The 16744-nt window shown below is 62.0% G+C and carries 15 protein-coding genes; 4 read left to right on the top strand and 11 right to left on the bottom strand.

Annotation, left to right across the window (positions count from 1 at the left end):
• Nucleotides 1-20: 20 nt before the first annotated feature.
• The 3 genes from ACJ8PI_RS07660 to ACJ8PI_RS07650 form a co-directional block, all read right to left on the bottom strand.
• Complete coding sequence (locus tag ACJ8PI_RS07660; protein ID WP_101426901.1) at nt 21-1403, bottom strand: MFS transporter; 1383 nt, start codon at nt 1401-1403, stop codon at nt 21-23.
• A 113-nt stretch (nt 1404-1516) separates the two neighbouring features.
• Entirely contained in the window at nt 1517-2584 is a 1068-nt protein-coding gene (locus ACJ8PI_RS07655) for an oxidoreductase (protein WP_164134239.1), read from the bottom strand.
• 12 nt (nt 2585-2596) lie between these two features.
• Nucleotides 2597-3346: a DeoR/GlpR family DNA-binding transcription regulator gene (locus ACJ8PI_RS07650; RefSeq protein WP_164134240.1), complete on the bottom strand. Its 750-nt coding sequence runs from the start codon at nt 3344-3346 to the stop codon at nt 2597-2599.
• A gap of 148 nt (nt 3347-3494) precedes the next feature.
• Between ACJ8PI_RS07650 and ACJ8PI_RS07645 the strand changes: the two genes are divergently transcribed.
• Complete coding sequence (locus ACJ8PI_RS07645; RefSeq protein ID WP_164134241.1) at nt 3495-4370, top strand: alpha/beta hydrolase; 876 nt, start codon at nt 3495-3497, stop codon at nt 4368-4370.
• On the opposite strand, the gene ACJ8PI_RS07640 is transcribed toward ACJ8PI_RS07645, so the two are convergent.
• Both ACJ8PI_RS07640 and ACJ8PI_RS07635 read right to left on the bottom strand, forming a co-directional pair.
• Complete coding sequence (locus ACJ8PI_RS07640; protein ID WP_164134242.1) at nt 4297-5514, bottom strand: MFS transporter; 1218 nt, start codon at nt 5512-5514, stop codon at nt 4297-4299. The two genes, ACJ8PI_RS07645 and ACJ8PI_RS07640, sit on opposite strands and share 74 nt — an antisense overlap.
• A complete protein-coding gene (locus ACJ8PI_RS07635) occupies nt 5514-6671 on the bottom strand; it encodes a serine hydrolase domain-containing protein (RefSeq protein ID WP_033634507.1) in 1158 nt (385 codons plus the stop codon). Before ACJ8PI_RS07635 ends, ACJ8PI_RS07640 begins: the two co-directional genes overlap by 1 nt.
• A gap of 121 nt (nt 6672-6792) precedes the next feature.
• On the opposite strand from ACJ8PI_RS07635, the gene ACJ8PI_RS07630 reads away from it, so the two are divergent.
• Nucleotides 6793-7680 (top strand): LysR family transcriptional regulator, encoded by an 888-nt coding sequence (locus ACJ8PI_RS07630; protein ID WP_164134243.1) that lies wholly within the window; start codon nt 6793-6795, stop codon nt 7678-7680.
• Nucleotides 7681-7759: 79 nt separating this feature from the next.
• On the opposite strand, the gene ACJ8PI_RS07625 is transcribed toward ACJ8PI_RS07630, so the two are convergent.
• From ACJ8PI_RS07625 to ACJ8PI_RS07615, 3 genes are all read right to left on the bottom strand, one after another.
• The gene (locus ACJ8PI_RS07625; RefSeq protein WP_033634505.1) at nt 7760-7894 is read right to left on the bottom strand and encodes an AcrZ family multidrug efflux pump-associated protein; all 135 of its coding nucleotides are present in this window, start codon (nt 7892-7894) and stop codon (nt 7760-7762) included.
• 193 nt (nt 7895-8087) lie between these two features.
• Entirely contained in the window at nt 8088-8558 is a 471-nt protein-coding gene (locus ACJ8PI_RS07620) for an Rrf2 family transcriptional regulator (protein WP_033648278.1), read from the bottom strand.
• Nucleotides 8559-8688: 130 nt separating this feature from the next.
• Nucleotides 8689-9084 carry a DUF427 domain-containing protein gene (locus ACJ8PI_RS07615; RefSeq protein WP_164134244.1) on the bottom strand — a complete coding sequence of 132 codons (396 nt, stop codon included), beginning with the start codon at nt 9082-9084 and terminating at the stop codon, nt 8689-8691.
• A gap of 227 nt (nt 9085-9311) precedes the next feature.
• On the opposite strand from ACJ8PI_RS07615, the gene osmB reads away from it, so the two are divergent.
• Nucleotides 9312-9524: an osmotically-inducible lipoprotein OsmB gene (osmB, locus tag ACJ8PI_RS07610; protein WP_033648276.1), complete on the top strand. Its 213-nt coding sequence runs from the start codon at nt 9312-9314 to the stop codon at nt 9522-9524.
• Between the two features lie 152 nt (nt 9525-9676).
• Here the strand turns inward: osmB and ACJ8PI_RS07605 are convergent, their stop codons facing one another.
• The gene (locus ACJ8PI_RS07605; RefSeq protein WP_204350478.1) at nt 9677-11221 is read right to left on the bottom strand and encodes a methyl-accepting chemotaxis protein; all 1545 of its coding nucleotides are present in this window, start codon (nt 11219-11221) and stop codon (nt 9677-9679) included.
• A 404-nt stretch (nt 11222-11625) separates the two neighbouring features.
• Between ACJ8PI_RS07605 and ACJ8PI_RS07600 the strand changes: the two genes are divergently transcribed.
• Nucleotides 11626-12864 (top strand): hypothetical protein, encoded by a 1239-nt coding sequence (locus ACJ8PI_RS07600; RefSeq protein WP_164134246.1) that lies wholly within the window; start codon nt 11626-11628, stop codon nt 12862-12864.
• A 118-nt stretch (nt 12865-12982) separates the two neighbouring features.
• On the opposite strand, the gene ACJ8PI_RS07595 is transcribed toward ACJ8PI_RS07600, so the two are convergent.
• Together ACJ8PI_RS07595 and mrdA are read right to left on the bottom strand one after the other, a co-directional pair.
• A complete protein-coding gene (locus ACJ8PI_RS07595; RefSeq protein ID WP_033634500.1) occupies nt 12983-14701 on the bottom strand; it encodes a penicillin-binding transpeptidase domain-containing protein in 1719 nt (572 codons plus the stop codon).
• A 107-nt stretch (nt 14702-14808) separates the two neighbouring features.
• Nucleotides 14809-16734 (bottom strand): penicillin-binding protein 2, encoded by a 1926-nt coding sequence (gene mrdA, locus ACJ8PI_RS07590; protein WP_164134247.1) that lies wholly within the window; start codon nt 16732-16734, stop codon nt 14809-14811.
• Nucleotides 16735-16744 lie beyond the last annotated feature (10 nt).

Genomic DNA, 16744 nt, shown 5'->3' with positions numbered 1-16744 from the left:
CGCCACCGGCGTAGACGGATTCATCGCCGACGCGGGCGGCGGCCGCCGAAGGCGATGAGCAGCGCCGCCAACGCCAACAGCGCCGCCACGCCGTAGGTCACCTGCATGCCGTAAGCCGCGGCGGCGGCGGCGCCCGCCACCCGCTGCGAAGCCAGATAAAACAGCGCCCCCAGCGCCGAAGCGCCGGTGATCGCCCCAAGATTGCGCGCCAGGTTCACCATGCCGGCGACCAGCCCGCGCCGTTCGGGAAACAGATCCTTCATCAGCATGGTGTTGTTGGCCACCTGAAACAGCGCATAGCCGGCGGTCAGCAGCGCGATGGGGCCAACATAGCCGAGCACGCCCCAGCGGTTAAGCAGCGACAGCAACGCCGCCCCGGCGGCCACCGCCGCCAGCCCAAACTGGCCAATGCGCTGCGATCCAAAACGATCCACCAGATAACCGGCCGGAATGCCGGTCAGGATCGCCACCGCCGGCCCCGCCGACATCACCAGCCCGACCTGCGCGGCGCTTAGCCCCAGCGCGCGCGACAGGTAGAACGGCCCGACCACCAGCGTGGCGGTCATGACCGTCATCACCAGCGCGCTGGCCGCCAGCCCCGCCGTCAGGGCCGGATGGCGAAACATCGCCGGCGCCAACAGCGGCGATGCGGCGCGGCGTTCCACGCCGATAAACAGCGCCCCCGCCAACAGCGCCCCCAGCATCAACGCCAGGTTGAGCGCACCGAAGTTGCCGCGCCCAAGGGTCATCGCCAGCGAATAGCAGAGCAATGCGCCGCCCAGCAGCAGCGTACCGGCGCGATCGAACGGTTCCTGGCGCGCTGCCGGGCGTGCCCCATCCGGCAAGTATCGCCAGGCGAGCCACAGCGCCAGCAGCCCCAGCGGCAGATTGATAAGAAACATCGCCCGCCAGCCGAAACCGGCGATCAGCGCGCCGCCCAACGACGGCCCCAGCGCGGTGCCCACCGCCGACAGGGTGCCGAGCAGCCCCATCGCGCGGCCGATTTTATCCGTGCCCAGCGCCTCGCCCGCCAGCGCCATGGCGATCGACATCATGGCCGCGCCCCCCAGCCCCTGCGCCATGCGCGCCGCCAGCAGCAGCCAAAGCTGCGGGGCCAGCGCACAAGCGAGCGAAGCGGCGGTAAACAGCGCGATGCCCGCCAGCAGCAGGCGGCGGCGATTAAGGCTGTCGCCGAGGCGGCCGATGCCGATGATGCAGGTGGTGACGGCCAGTAAATAACAGAGCAATACCCATTGCACCGCCTGGAACGAAGCATGGAACGCGGCGGCGAGCGCCGGCAGCCCGACGTTGGCGATGCTGATGCCGAGCGATGACAGCAGCATGCTCAGAGACAGTGCGGCCAATATGCCGCGGACGCCCTGCGGCGAAGGATGGGATAACATGATAAACACTCCTGACATAGACTGAGGATTAGCCTATGTCAGGGGTTGGAATGGCGGAAGACGCACGGCATGCACTGTATCCATGCGTCTGACGCCTTATCTGACGCGAGCCGTTACCAGGCAGCGATCTCCGCCTCGGTGAGCGGCAGGGTTTGGGTGACGCCGGTTTCCGCCGCCAGGGTGGCCGCCTCCAGCACCGCCATCACCGCCAGCGCCTGCGCAGCGGTAACCGGATTGCTGCCGGCGCCGCGCAGGGCGTCGCGTACCTGGAAGTAATACTGGCGCTGATCGCCATCCGGCGTCGGCAGCGTGCGCACCGGCTCCGTGCCAATAAACAGGCTCATCGCGTCGTCGTCTTTGCCCCACTCCGCCGAGCCCGGCGTCACGCCGGCCAGCAGTTGGCTCTCCTGCCCGTCGGCGCGCGTTTTGACCACGCTGCCTTTCTCGCCGTGCACGGTAAAGCGCGACACGCCGCCCGCCACCAGCATGCTGCCATGCAGGATCACGCGGTGCGTCGGGTAGTTGAGCACCACGTGGGCCCAGTCGTTAACCTGCGCGTTGGGGCGCAGCGTGGCGATGTTGGCCTGCACGCTGTGCGGCAAACCGAACAGCTGCAGCGCCTGATCGACCATGTGCGGCCCCAGATCAAACCACAGCCCGCTGCCCGGCAGGTTCTGCTCGCGCCAGCGCACCCGCACTTCGGGGCGGTAACGATCGATGTGCGACTCAAAGTGCGTCACCTTGCCGATCAGCCCCTGTTCGATCACCTGCTTCACCCCTAGGTAGTCGGTGTCCCAGCGGCGGTTCTGGAACACCGACAGCAGGCGATCGTGTTTTTCCGCCGCCGCAATCAGCGTACGCGCCTGCGCCAAGTCCAGCGTAAAGGGCTTATCCACCACCACGTGCTTGCCCGCCTCCAGCGCGGCCAGCGCCAGCGGCGCATGGGTGTCATTCGGCGACGCGATCACCACCAAATCCACCTCCGGCCGGCGGATGGCCTCCAGCGGATCGGCGATCACCTGCGCGTGCGGCAGATCGGCATGCACCTTGGCGGCATCGCGCGAAGCCACCACGCTCAGTTCCAGCCCCGGCACCGCGTTAATCAGCGGCGCGTGAAACGCCTTGCCGACAAAGCCGTAGCCAATCAGCGCCACCTGCAACGGTCGAGCGGTATCGTTCATCAGTGTTCTCCTCTAGCGGTCGTCGGCGACGACACAAAGTTCAATCAGTGACTGTTCGTCCAGGTTGTCCCACGGGCGATCGGTAAACAGGCGTTGGATCTGCGCCAGATCCGTAACGTGATGCGGTTCGCAGCGATCCAGCTTCATATGGTCGGCCACCAGCCAGCGCTCGCCGCTGTTGGCCAGCATGGCGCGTTTGACATCTGCATCGGCCTCCTCGCCGGCGCTCAGCCCCAGCTGCGCATGCACCGCGCAGGCGCCCAGCAAGGCGATATCCGCGCGGTAGCGTTCCAGCAATGCCAGGGTGGCGCTGCCGGCGAACAGCCGCTGGCGCGCATCCCACTGGCCGCCGAGCAGAATCAGGTTGATCTCCGGCCTGTCGCTCAGGCACTGCGCGATATCCAGCGAAGCGGTGATCACCGTGGCCGGCCCGCGCAGTGCCTGCGCCACCGCCAGCAGCGTGCTGCCCGCATCCAGCATCAGGGTGCTGCCGGGCGGGATCTGCGCGGCCACCGCGCGGCCGAGCCGCTGCTTGACCTGCGGCAACAGCGCCGCGCGCGCCTGGCGCGGCATGCCGGACGGTTCGAGCGCGATCGCCCCGCCGTGATGTTTCTGCGCCAACCCTTGCCGCTCGAGATCGGCCAGATCGCGGCGCACGGTATCGACCGAAACGCCGATGGCGCCGGCCAATTCCGCCACCGCCGCCTGCCCGCGTTCGCTGAGCAAATCCAATAAATGGCGCTGTCGTGCCGCTTTGTGCATGGGTTTATTCCGCAGTAAAAAGCATAAAGCAGCAATATACAGCAGAAAACAGCATCAGAGAAGCCGCAATGATGCGCACCGAAGATCAAACATCTTTTCGCCTGCGGGACGACGATGAGGGCATAACGCATAACAATCAGGAGAAGTGATGAGCATCGATCTGACGTTTTCAGACCTGAGCGCGCGCGCCGTGCAATACAACGCCCGCGCTTCGGTGGAAGATTTTGACGCCTGCATGGCGGAATACGCCGCGCTGGCCCAGCGTGCCAGGGCGCAGACGCCGGGCATTTACGATCTGCGCTACGGCATGAGCGCCGCCGAGCGCCTCGATCTGTTCCCGGCCAGCGCACAGCCCGCCCCGCTGCTGATCTTTATTCATGGCGGCTACTGGCATTCACAGCGCAAAGAGGAAGCCTGCTCGATGGCCGCCGCGTTTGCCCGCCGCGGCGTGGCGGTCGCCACGCTGGAATATACGCTGGCGCCGGAAGCGACGCTGGCGGAGATCGTGCACGAGGTGCGCAGCGCCGTCGCCTGGCTCTATCATCACGGGGCGCCCTTCGGCATCGATCCGGCGCGCATTTTCGTCAGCGGCAGTTCGGCCGGCGGCCACCTGTGCGGCATGCTGATCGCCGACGGCTGGCAGCAACGCTATCGCCTGCCGCCCGACGCGATCAAAGGCGCGCTGGCGCTGAGCGGCCTCTACGATCTGCGGCCGCTGTGCGATATCTATATCAACGACTGGCTGCACCTGACGCCCGAACAGGCGCAAGCCCTCAGCCCGCTGTTTTTGCTGCCGGCGAAAGAACATGCGCCGCAGATCCTGCTCGACGTCGGCCAGCGGGAAACCCAAGGCTTCAAAAACCAGACGCAGGCCTATTATGACGCCTGCCTGGCGCGCGGCCTCGACGTCCAGTTGCTGGCCGATCGCCACTGCAATCACTTTACGCTGGTCAACGCACTGGCCGATGCGGAAAGCGCGATGTTTCGGCAGGTGATGGCGATGATTGACGCAACGCAACCGTAGCCTGCCGTTGCAGCCACAGCCTGGCGGCGATCGCGATCGCCGCCAGTGCGGCAAACATGGCCCCGCACAGCAGGCTGCCCGGCAGCCCCCAGGCGGCGATAAACCAGCCGCCCACCAGCGACCCCACCGCCACGCCCAGGTTGATAAAGGCGATATACAGCCCGGTGGCGAACGCCGGCGCCTGCGGCGCTTCGGAGGTCAGCCAGATCTGCGTCACGATCAAACCGCTGGTGTGCGCCGCCCCCCAGTACAGACAAAGCGCCGTCATTGAACCGATATTCGCGCTGCCGTAGCGATACAGCAGCGCATAGGCCGCCATCAAGGCTATCGGGTGCAGCAACACCGTCACCGCACGATGACGGCTCAACCCCTTGCCGGCCAACAGGTTGCCTGCGACACCGCCCACACCGAACGCCACCAGAAGCAAGCCGATGGCGCCGCCGCTGAGGCCGATTTCACGGCTGAGGTACTCGGCCGCGTAAGCGTAGACGGCAAACATGGCGGCAAAGATCAGCACGCAGGTGGTGATATTCAGCCACAGCGTGCCGCTGCGCAGGATGGCCAACTGCTTGCCATAGCTGAGGCGCTGCACGGCCGCATCAGGCAAGCGCCACAGCAATCCCAGCGCCGCCAGCAGGTTGACCAGCGCGCAAAATCGGAACGACGCCTCGTAGCTGAACTGCCCGGCGATCCATTGCGTCAACGGTATCCCCAACACCATGCCCATGCTGGTGCCGATAAACGCATAAGCGGTTGCTTTGGTGGCCAGATGCGGCGGATAAAGCGCCGCGGCCGCCACCATCGCCAGTGAAAAGTAGATCGGGTGAAACAACGCCGGCAAAATGCGCAGCAGCATGAGCATGGCAAAGCTGTCCGCCTGAGCGGCCAGCGCGCTGGCTGCCGCAAACACGGCCAACGCGATCAACAGCATGCGTTTGCGATTAAACCGCGACGCCAGCAGCACCAACAGCGGCCCGAACAGCGCAATGGTCAGGGCGAAGACCCCGACCAGCCAGCCGGCCTGCGCCGTGGAGATGCCATAGCGCGCGATGATCTGCGGCAAGATACCCACTACGCCAAACTCGATGCAGTAAACGCCGAACAGCCCCAGCGCGATGAAGAAAATCGGTGGCAACAGGCCCATCACATCGCTCCCGTCGCGGCATAAACCGCCTGACAAATCTCGCCGACAAAGGCGCCGGACATCCCCTCCAGCGCCGTGTTGGTAAACGCCACCACGCTGAGCTGCCGGGCAGGATCGACAAACCACGAGTGGCCATAGGTGCCGCCCATCCGCCAGCTGCCAACGGACTCCGGCGTTTGCGCGGCGACGGGATCTTTCAGCACGGTGATGCCCAGGCCAAACCCGCGCCCTGGCCAAAACGGCATCGGCAGATCGCCGATTTGGTTGGTGGTCAGCGCCGCCACCCAATCAGCCGGCAGCACCTGCCCGCCCCCCTGGCGCAACGTTTCCAGCAGGCGCAGGAAATCCTCCGCCGAACCGACCATGCCGGCGCCGCCGGAGGCGTACGCCTGCGGATCCAGCGCTCGCGCCGGCGACAGATGAAAACCGGCGCTGCCGTCGATGAACGGTAAGCGATCCGGCTGGCGCAGGCGGCGTGGCTCGCCGGGATGGTCGGCGTATGCGGCCGCCAAACGCGCGGCGTCCACCGCCAGGAAATCGGTATCCGTCATCGCCAGCGGCCCGGTCACCCATTTTTTGACCGCCTGCGCCAGCGGCAGGCCGCTCGCCTGTTCAATAACCGCGCCCAACACATCGGTGGCGATGGAATAACGCCACGCCGCGCCGGGCGGAGCCAGCAACGGCGCGGAAGCGATACGCCGCACATTTTCCTGCAGGCTTACCGCCGCCTCATCCATGCCGTCGGAGACCGCCGACTGGGCGTAGAATCCCCCTTCCGGCTGGAAAAAACGGTAGCTTAATCCGGCGGTGTGGGTCATCAAATGCCATAGCGTCATCAACGGTTGGGTGCCGTCCGCCAGCCGCGGGCGAAAATTCGGCAGCCAACGCGTGATCGGATCGTCTAACCGCATGCCGCCTTGCGCCATCAGCGCCAACGCCGCCGTGGACACGATCGGTTTGGACACCGAAGCCAGCCGAAACAGCGTATTGCACGCCATCGGCTTGCCCGCTTCGCGATCCGCCATGCCCGCCGCGCGTCGATAAACGATCTCACCGCCCTGCGCCACCAAAACGACCGCGCCAACCAAGCGTTTTTCGCGCAAAGCTTTCTCTAGCGCGCCGTCGATCGCGTTGGTGGAGGATCCGTATTCACTCATATTTATTGCTCCAGGTAGTCAGCCTATGCTGTCGCCACCGAGCATAGAGCGTGGTGATTAACGGAAAAACAGGCTAGATTTCCTTTCATAGCGGACATTCACGTCCGCAATGGAGTAAGCAATGGATAATCTGTCTGGGGTAAGCGTCTTTGTGCAGGCCGCGGAGACGCTGAGTTTCGTTGAGGCCGGGCGTGTGCTCGGCATTTCCGCTTCCGCGGTGGGGAAAAGCATCGCCCGCCTGGAAAACCGGCTGGGCGCGCGCCTGTTTCACCGCAGCACGCGCAGCATGACGCTGACCGCCGAAGGCCGGCTGTTTCTGCACCGCTGTCAGCGCATTCTCGGGGAATTGGCGGCGGCGGAACGGGAAATCAGCGATACGCACAGCGCGCCGCGCGGCAAGCTGCGTGTCAGTTTGCCGCTGGTGGGCGGCCTGTTGAATCCGGTGCTGGCGGAATTTGTTCGGCGTTACCCGGAAATTGAGCTGGAAACCGATTTTTCCGACCGTCGGGTCGATGTCATCGAAGAAGGTTTTGATGCCGTGGTTCGCGTCGGCGAGACTGAAGACTCACGGCTGATGAGCCGCCAGCTTGGCACGTTTCATCTGCAGCTGGTGGCCTCGCCGGATTATTTGCGCCAGATGGGGATCCCGCATCAACCGGCGGAACTGCAAGGCCATGCCTGCCTGCTGTACAAATTTCCCTCTACCGGCAAAGTGGAGCCCTGGCCGATCGCCGGATGGGAAAAGCTGCTCGCCGAGGGGACCAACGCCCGGCTGGTCTGCAATACCGTCGATACCCTGATTTACCTGGCGGAAAGCGGCCAGGGCATCGCCTGTTTGCCGGATTTTGCCGTAAAGCGCGCACGGGAACAGGGGCGATTGCAACCGATCTTGTCTGAGCATTGCCACCACACCGGCAGCTTTAAAGTCCTCTGGCCTTCCAGCAAACACCTGACGCCAAAACTCAGGGTGTTTATCGATACGCTGAGCGCCCGGCTTTTTCGGGATTAGAGACGGTATACGCGATGGAGTAATGATGGGAAGGAAAATGCGGGGGCCGGAGGACGAGAGCCGCCCCCTGGCGTGCCGATCAGCCTTTTTTGCGGCCGATAGCGGAAAAGACGTTGAACACTTCACCCAGGCCGTAAATCGCGCCGAGCAAAACGGCCACCATTACCGGCACCAGGACCACCACGGTGGCCAAGCTTTCAATCATTTCTAACATCGTTCTCTCCTGGTTTATAAGCACAGCGAATCTGTGCCGGAAGAAAAGGTTTCCGGCCAATCGGTTGAGTATCGTGGGGAAGCAGTCTAAAACGTGAGCTACATCACACTTGATGCGAGCTAATGTAACTTACACAATTACATTAACGCAATGCAAAAAATGCTCTGCGCGAAGAAGGAATTGGCGCGGGTTTTTATTGCGTATCCGCTTGATATTGCGGCGAACAAGGGACAAAAGGATAGCCTGCGCGCCGCTCGACCTGCCCGGCCATTTCGGCGATGCTGGTTTGCGCCAGGCTGGCTTCCAGCGCGAGACCGACGCGCGCAAACTCTTGCTCCAGCACCGGGGTAATGGCGTGGCCGATATAGCACGCATCGTTAGGCCGGGTACGGTGCAGCATGAAATACGGTTGATCTTCCACCGCGCGATACACGTCCAGCAACGAGATCGCTTCCGCCGGCCGCGCCAGCAGCGCCCCGCCGCCTTGCCCCATCTGTGAATAGGTCAGCCCCGCCTCCGCCAGCGCGCCGAGGATGCGCCGCACCACCGTCGGGTTGGTGTTGACGCTGCGCGCGATATCTTCGGAACGCACCGTCTGGCCACGGCACAGCGTGATATTGGTCAGAATATGGATGGCAACGGCAAATCGCGTAGAGGTAGACACCTTGGCACCTGCTCAGAGTTTCGTTTATGTCGGACTAAAACATAAGGAAAACGTATCAATTTCCGGTAATACACATAATGAGTAGGGATAAGAAGAATGTCAACCTGCCCACGCCCGGATGTGGCGGGGCTCAGGCTTCGGCACGGATTTCCGCCACTTTGTCGGGATAAAATGCCAGATGATCCTTGATCGCCACCACGGCGTTGTAGGGCATTTCATAGCTCCAGGCCACATTGGCCTCCTGCTCGCCGTTAAGCGCCAGGGAGAAATAACTGCAGTCGCCCTTATAAGGGCAGTAGCTGACGTGCTCGTTTTTCTGCAACAGCGCCATATTCACGTCCTCACGCGGAAAGTAAAACACCGGCGGATAGGTGGCTTCCTGCAGAATGAGCGCGTTTTGGCTGTCGGCCAGGGTCTGACCGCCGGCACGCACCACGACCCGCGTCGGGTGGCGGGTCAAGGTGATCGGGTGATCAGGGCCGGGGATTTTCACCGGTTTGCCGGATGCGGAAACGAGATCGGACATGGCGGCCTCCAGAGTGTGCGCCCCTCCGCGAGGCGTCTTCCCAGTATAGACCAGCGGTTTTGCCGGCGGCCGCGCATTCGGCGAGCAATTGCTTTTCAGCGCCGCAAAATTAAGAATTTTTACCTGTTCGATTTTCTTACGGAGGAATACATTCATCTCAACTTCTACCGGCAGGTTAATCGGATTATTTTTAATCTATTAATCAGCCAATTTACCAGGAACTCATTATGAATATTAAACGTGCCGCAGGTGTGTTGGTGGTGGTCATGGCAACGCTTTCCGTTACCGCATGCGGGCATATGTCCAAGCGCGATCGCAACACGGCGATCGGCGCGGGCGTGGGCGCCGTCGGCGGCGCTGTGCTGACCGACGGCAGTACGCTGGGCACCCTGGGCGGCGCAGCGCTGGGCGGCATTATCGGCCACCAGACCGGCCGTTAATCATCCGGTTAAAATAATCTCTGCAGGCCGGCGCTTTTTTAACCCATAAGCGCCGGCCTGTTTTTTTTATCGCGATAAATTCCCTCAGTGAGGGAAAATAATAAATAACGTTAAACGCAGCTTTATTATTCATTAATCTGCGGCGTGGTTATTTATTGCGCCGGCAGCCTGAAGCGCGCCATCGCTTTTTCTAACCGTTCCGACTCGCCCTGTAACCGCTGCGAAGCCTCGGTCACCGCGTTCACCACCGTGCCGGTTTGCCGCGCTACCTGATTCAGCGCCGCGATACGCGCCGTCACGTCCTGAATGCTCTCCCCCTGATTGAGCGACGCCAGGGAAATGTCCCCCATCAGCGCACTGCATTTGTTCACCAGATCGATAATCTGGCGCAGGTTGCCCGTCAGTAGATCCACCGCCTGCGAGCCTTGATCGATTTGCTGCAGCGAACGGTTGATCAACTGCTGAATATCGCGCGTCGAATGGCTGCTCTTTTGCGCCAACAGGCCCACCTCTTTGGCCACGATGGCAAAGCCGCGGCCGTGAACGCCGGCGTGCGCGGCCTCGATCGCCGCATTCAGCGCCAGAATATTGGTCTGGAACGCCACGCTGTCGATCAGCGCGACGATGCCGCGCATCTCGGCCGATTGGTTGACGATCCCTTGCATCGAAACATTGACGGTTTGCATCATCCGCTCACCGGCGCCGGCGCACTGCCGGGCCTGTTCGGTTCGTTGGCTGGCCTGCTGCGCATATTGGCCGTTTTCTTCCACCCGCGCCGCCAGTTGCCGCACGTGCTCGGTCGCCAACTGCAATTCGCCGTCCTGCTTCGCCGACTGCGCCGTCAACTGTCGATTGCCGTCCGCCAGCCGCCCGACGCCGTTCAGGATCCCGCCCGCCGCATCGCGCACCTCGCTCACCAGGCGTTGCAGGCCGCCCTGCATATGGCCAATGCTGGTCTGCAGCTGACGCATCTCGCGGTTGAACGCGCGCCCAGGCGGCAGCGGCCGCGAAAGGTCGCCGGCGGCCAGTACGTTGAGGTGCGCGATCGCCTGCCGCAGCGGTGCGATCACCCAGCGAGAGACGCCGAACCAAACGCCCACGGCGATCAGCGCCAGCGCGGCCAACGCGCCGAGCGCAAAGGTTCTGGCCTGCTCCAGCGCCGCCAACTGCCGCACGTTGACGTCATCGCCACGCCGTTCATTCAGCGCCTGGTAAGCGAGATACTTCTCGTTGAAATCAGCCTGAAACGCCTGGATCGGCACGGCGAAAAACGCATCGATGCTGTTGCCCTGCAATCCTTGCGCCTGCTCTTTCAGGCCGTCATAGAACAGGCGATAGCTGTCTTGCAGGGCACCCGGCGCTTCCGGCGCATCCGCGCTCAAGCGCTCGAACCGGGCAAAGGCCTGCTCTGAAGCCTGCAGCGCCGCCAACGACTCATCCAGCAGGCTGTGCCAGCTGCCGTCGGAGCCGGTGGCTTTGTCCTGCAGATAATAGATGCCCGCACGGTTCAGGGTGTCGCTGGCCGTCAGCAGCGACAGTCTGGCGCGATCCATCGTCGCCTGCTGGCGATGCAAGGCGTCGCCCGTCACCAGGTTAACCTTGGCGTCGCGCAGAATATTGGAAATAAATACGGTGGAAAACAATTGCAGCAGAGAAAATAGCGCGATAACGCAAATTACGCCGCTTAATAAGCCCATGCTCTTGCCGAAGCCAAACGCGCGCGGCAGCGCTGCCGCAGATTTTACCCTGCGGCCCAGTGTCAGTTTTATGTTCATGATTTTTAGTCAGTAATACCAGGATGCCGCGAGTCTAACGGGCATTGATGACACTAATATTTCAGCCTGCTTTGCGTCGCCCCCGCAGACCAATAATCGGTATTGCCCGTCAACTCTCATTTTTATTTCTTGACTTGTTTAATACCGGATTTATAGTTTTTCCATTAAACAAGAAACAAAGTTTCATATATTAACTGACGCTGAATTTAATATATGAAACGCACAATAAAATCGTCTCAAATATAAAACCAATGAGCGTAAATGCCCTGTTCACAGGTGAAACTCGCTCGCCTTAATAAACAGTCTACTTTCATCAGGGGCCAGGCATGCGCACGATCACGCTTTGTTTTTTTCTTGTTTCACCAGTGAGTTATGCGGCCACCGCCGCATTGCCCAACGACGCTGCCGCCACCGCGGCACCGGTAAAAAAAAGCCGTCCGGCATTGCCGCATATTCATTGGCAAAGCGAGGATAATAAAAAGAATATTGATATCGGCGGCGCGCTGCGTGCCAATTATCGCTATGAAGACTGGCACAGCAGCAATTATCGGAATCCGCCGCATTTACGCTTTGACGCCTTTCGCATCGATGCCGCCGGCCAGATAAACGACGCGTTTTTCGATAGCGGATTCTGGTTTCAGGATCGGCGCAAATACGCCATCGACCGCGCCTATGTCGGTTACCACCTGTCTGAACGTTCCGCCGTGCAGCTTGGCGCGCCGTTCAAACCGTTCGGCCTGATGCCCTACCCGCAGTTCGGCTGGTCGTACGGCATTCCGTTTTACCTCGGCTTTGGCGTCAACACCGGGCTGGGCGCCAAATACCAATATCAGCATGACGATTGGGCCTTCGACGCCGCCTACTACCCGCGCATGATGCCGACCGGCGTGCGTTACGCCCCCGACGTCGCCAGCTACGACGATCTGAAAAACACCAACTATGCGTCACAGCACCTGCAGCGCAACGAAAAACGCGATCAGGTAAACCTGCGGCTGACGCGCGCTTTCCATCAGGGCGGCTGGGACAATGAGTTTGGCGGTTCGCTGGCGGCCTCGCGGCTCTATAACCAGGCGACCGGCGATAACGGCAGCTTCTGGGCGGCGGGCCTGCATACGCTGGTGAATTACAATCCCTGGCATCTGTCCGGCCAGGTGATCCGCTACGGTTACGACGCCAAAGGCCCGGCCGGGGCCAACAATTCGGTGATCCTGATGGGGGGCAACGGCCTGACACCGGCCTATCTGATCCCGTCGCAGGCCACCACCGCCGCCATCAACCTGGCGCGCGACGTCGACGTGCCCTGGGGGCCGGTGAAAAAGCTGCGGTTCTACAACGACTACAGCGTGCTATGGAAAGACAGGCACGGCGGCTCAGATTCCAAAATGAACACGCTGGGGGTTCAGGTGTTCGCCATGCCGGTGATGCTGTGGGTGGATCTGACCTGGGCGCAGAACGCCAACCCGTGGGGCGGCGTGGAAAACGCCACCGGCTGGACCGGCACCCAATCCTCCGGCAGCAATAAATGGTATTTTCGCACCAACGTGAACATCGGTTACTACTTCTGAACGCGTCGGGATCTACACTGAAGCATCGCCGCCAGCCGGGCATGGTCGACGCGCTGTTCGCCCGCGACGCCGGGCTGGTGAACGCCGATCTGCAGGCGCTGAAGCGCCTGCAGATCGGTTACCCCTTGACCGACGACACCACGTTAAGCGGCTGGGCGTCCGGCAGAATATTCATGTGCTCCAGCACCTGGGCCATGATCTTGCCGAACACCGGCCCGGCCACCGAACCGCCGAAGTGCTTGCCGGCTTTCGGGTTGTTGACCATCACCACCAGCGCCACCTGCGGATCGCTGGCCGGCGCCACGCCGGCGGTGTAGTTGATGTAGCCGCCGTCGTATTTGCCGCTCGGGCCCATTTTCTCGGCGGTACCGGTTTTGATCGCCAGCCGGTAGCCCGGCACCGCGGCGCTCACCCCGCTGCCGCCCGGCAAGGCGTCGCTCTCCATCATATGCACCACGGAGCGTACCGTATCCGCCGGCAAAATGCGTTGCCCCATCACCGGCGGCGTCACCTTGGTGATCGACAGCGGCCGATAAATGCCGAAGGAGCCGATCGCGGCGTACTCGCGCGCCATCTGCAGCGGCGTCACGCGCAGCCCATAGCCGAAGGAGAAGGTAGCGCGTTCAATATCGGCCCAGCGTTCGCGATGCTGCGGCAGATAGCCGCTGCTCTCATTGCCGATGCCGAGCTCGGTCGGCCGCCCCAGGCCAAAGCTGCGGTAGACCGCCGGCAGCACCGTGGCCGGCAGCGCCAGCGCAATGTGCGATACCGCGATGTCGCTCGATTTTTGCAGCACGCCGGTGATGGTCAGCTTCGACCAGTGGCCGACGTCTTTAATCAGGTGACCGTTCACCCGATACGGCGTGGTGTCCAGCACCGTATCCGGCCGGATCAGCTTATGCTCCAGCCCCACCATCACCACCACCGGTTTCACCGTCGAGCCTGGTTCGAAGCTGTCGCTGCTGCACACGTTGCGAATGTCTTTCGCCGGGGTGCCGGCATAGTTGTTGGGGTTGAACGACGGGTAGCTGGCCATGCCGAGGATCTCGCCGGTGTCGATCTTGACCAGCACCGCACAGCCGGAGTCGGCCTGGTTGGCCACCACGCCGTCGCGGATCTGCGCATAGAGCACGTACTGGATAAATTTGTCGATGCTGAGCGTCACGTTCGGCGGCGGCACCGGATCCACGCTTTTAAGCACGCCGATCACCGCGCCGCTGCCGTCCTTCTGATAGACCCGCAGGCCGTTTTTGCCCTGCAACAGCGGGTTGAAGCCCAGCTCGATGCCCTCCAGCCCCTGGTTGTCCTGGCCGACGATGCCGATCAGCCCGGCGGCGTCCTGGCCCATCGGATAAAAGCGGCTGAAATCCTGCTCGGTGCTGACGCCGGTCAGGTGCAGTTTGCTGATGTAGGCAGCGTTGTCGTCCTCCACCTTGCGCGCCAGATAGACGAAACGCTTGTGCGCGTTGCTCTGGATCAGATGCTGCACGTCCGCCAGCGGGATCTTCAGCACGTTGGCCATGCTCTGCCAGCGCTCGTTGCCGGTGTCGGTCTGGGAATCGAGAATGTGTTTCGGGTCCAGCACGATGTCTTTGGACGACACGCTGACCGCCAGCGCCTCATCGTTGCGATCGGTGATCATGGCGCGGTTGGTCGGCACCACCTGGGTGCGGATCGAACGCTGGTCGGCCTGATCCGCCAGCTGCTGGTGCTCCAGCAGCTGCAGGTAACCGACCCTGAACGCCAACAGAAAAAAACAGACCAGCATGCCGGCGCAAATCCAGCCGAAACGAACTGTGGAATAGGTTTTACCGCTTTTTTTGGTCGATGGCGCCACTGTTGTGTTAACCCTGCGTTTTTATTCGGTTTATGGTGTTATTTCAGTCTACCTTGCCGGAAATGGTCAGGAGATTGCAGTTTGTAAGAAAGTAAAAACAAACCGCCTCACCGTTGCACATCGGCACTGTCGTTTAACTGCGGTTTACTTTGCCTCGCATCGCCGGGCCGCGGCGCGTTGGCCGGATCAAAAATATGGTCGAGGATGGCGCGGGCGGTCGGCCCCGCCACCACGCCGTTACCGCCGCCGTTTTCCAGGATCAGCGCCATCGCCACCCGTGGGTTTTTGTAAGGCGCGAACAGCGTATAGAAGATGTGATCGCGCAGCCGCACCGGGATCATTTTGGCGTTGTAGGTCTGGTTTTGCTTCAGGCTGAATACCTGCGAAGTGCCGGATTTGGCGGCGATCTGATACGGCGCGGTGTGGAACAGCTTGTACCCGGTGCCGTTCGGCAGATTGGCCATGCCGTACATGCCATTGCGCACGATGCCCCAGTAAGGCGAATGGGGATCGCCGATCTGCGCCGTTTTCGCCGGCGGCGGGTAGCGCGTCACCCGGTTGCCCTGCTGCAGCGAATACAGCAGGTGCGGCGTTTTCACCTGGCCGTTGTTGATCAGCGTGGTCAGCGCTTTCACCATCTGGATCGGCGTCGCCACCCAATACCCCTGGCCGATGCCCACCGAAACCGTATCCCCCTGATACCAGCCTTTTTTGTGCACCTTCAGCTTCCAGTCGCGGCTCGGCAGCACGCCGCGGTACTCTTCGTTCAGATCGATGCCGGTGGACTGGCCGTAGCCGAACAGGCTCAGCCAGTGGTGGATACGATCGATGCCCATCTCATACGCCACCTGATAAAAGAAGGTGTCGGCGGATTCCTCAATGGCTTTAGTGACGTTGAGCATGCCGTGGCCGGTTTTCAGCCAGTCGCGGTAGCGGCGCTCGGTACCGGGCAGCGTCCAGGTCGGGGCGCCGAAAAAGGTGGTGGTGGGCGTTATCACGCCGGCGAACAGCGCCGAAACGGCCATGTAGGGCTTCACCGTCGACGCCGGCGGGTATAAGCCCTGGGTGACGCGGTTGATCAGCGGCAAATCCGGGTTGGTCAGCAGCGCCTTATAGGCCTGATAGCCGATGCCTTTGACGAAAGGATTGGGATCGTAGCTGGGGCTGGAAACCATCGCCAGGATGCCACCGTCGCGCGGATCTTCCACCACCACCGCGGCGCGCTGCCCCTTCAGCACCGATTCAATGTACTGCTGCAGCGGCAAATCCAGCGTCAGGTAGATGTTCTTGCCGGCCTTCGGCGGCTGCTCTTTCAGCAGGCGGATCACGCGACCGTGATTATCCACCTCCACCTCCTGATAGCCGGTGGTGCCGTGCAGTTCGGCCTCGTAATAGGCCTCGATGCCCTGTTTGCCGATGTTGCGGTCGGCGGCATAGTTCTCGCTCAGCCCGGCCTTGTCCAGGCGTTTGAGATCGCTGTCGTTGATCTTCGACACATAGCCCAGCACGTGCGCCAGCTGGGCGCCGTAAGGATATTCACGCTGTTGATAGGTATCGATCGTCACTCCGTCGAAACGGTATTGATTGACGGCAAAGCGCGCCACCTCGGTGTCGCTCAGCCCGGCTTTGAGCGTCACCGGTTTGTAGCGGCTGTTGTGGTGCATGTCGTCGCGAAACGCGCTGATGTCCTCCGGCGTCAGGTCGACGATCGGCGTCAGCGCCTGCAGCAGCGCCGCCATGTCGCTGATTTTGCTGGGCGTGATCTCGATACGATACAGTGTCACGTTTCGCACCAAAGGCGTGCCGTTGCGATCGAAGATCAGCCCCCGGCTGGGGGCGATCGGCAGCATTTTGATGTCGTTCTGGTTGGAGCGCGTCTGGTAAAAGCCGTGCTGGCGGATTTGCAGCCGGTAGAGGTTGACGATCAGCGCGCCGAAACAGACCACCACCAGCGCCAGCGCCACGCCTGCCCGGCGGATAAACAGCCTCTCTTCCGCAGAGTGGTCGCGAATTGTTTCTTTTAACAGGGCCATGCGGTGCCGA

This window comes from Serratia sp. CY82433 (assembly GCF_052166535.1).
Classification (GTDB): domain Bacteria; phylum Pseudomonadota; class Gammaproteobacteria; order Enterobacterales; family Enterobacteriaceae; genus Serratia; species Serratia sarumanii.
This window is presented reverse-complemented; position numbering and strand designations above follow the sequence as displayed.

What these genes read in the sequence shown, in the direction of transcription:
- ACJ8PI_RS07655 (WP_164134239.1), bottom strand. Translation starts at nt 2,584, where the DNA reads ATGAACGATACCGCTCGACCGTTGCAGGTGGCGCTGATTGGCTACGGC.
- ACJ8PI_RS07645 (WP_164134241.1), top strand. Translation starts at nt 3,495, where the DNA reads ATGAGCATCGATCTGACGTTTTCAGACCTGAGCGCGCGCGCCGTGCAA.
- ACJ8PI_RS07650 (WP_164134240.1), bottom strand. Translation starts at nt 3,346, where the DNA reads ATGCACAAAGCGGCACGACAGCGCCATTTATTGGATTTGCTCAGCGAA.
- ACJ8PI_RS07660 (WP_101426901.1), bottom strand. Translation starts at nt 1,403, where the DNA reads ATGTTATCCCATCCTTCGCCGCAGGGCGTCCGCGGCATATTGGCCGCA.
- ACJ8PI_RS07625 (WP_033634505.1), bottom strand. Translation starts at nt 7,894, where the DNA reads ATGTTAGAAATGATTGAAAGCTTGGCCACCGTGGTGGTCCTGGTGCCG.
- mrdA (WP_164134247.1), bottom strand. Translation starts at nt 16,734, where the DNA reads ATGGCCCTGTTAAAAGAAACAATTCGCGACCACTCTGCGGAAGAGAGG.
- ACJ8PI_RS07630 (WP_164134243.1), top strand. Translation starts at nt 6,793, where the DNA reads ATGGATAATCTGTCTGGGGTAAGCGTCTTTGTGCAGGCCGCGGAGACG.
- ACJ8PI_RS07615 (WP_164134244.1), bottom strand. Translation starts at nt 9,084, where the DNA reads ATGTCCGATCTCGTTTCCGCATCCGGCAAACCGGTGAAAATCCCCGGC.
- osmB (WP_033648276.1), top strand. Translation starts at nt 9,312, where the DNA reads ATGAATATTAAACGTGCCGCAGGTGTGTTGGTGGTGGTCATGGCAACG.
- ACJ8PI_RS07605 (WP_204350478.1), bottom strand. Translation starts at nt 11,221, where the DNA reads ATGGGCTTATTAAGCGGCGTAATTTGCGTTATCGCGCTATTTTCTCTG.
- ACJ8PI_RS07600 (WP_164134246.1), top strand. Translation starts at nt 11,626, where the DNA reads ATGCGCACGATCACGCTTTGTTTTTTTCTTGTTTCACCAGTGAGTTAT.
- ACJ8PI_RS07640 (WP_164134242.1), bottom strand. Translation starts at nt 5,514, where the DNA reads ATGGGCCTGTTGCCACCGATTTTCTTCATCGCGCTGGGGCTGTTCGGC.
- ACJ8PI_RS07635 (WP_033634507.1), bottom strand. Translation starts at nt 6,671, where the DNA reads ATGAGTGAATACGGATCCTCCACCAACGCGATCGACGGCGCGCTAGAG.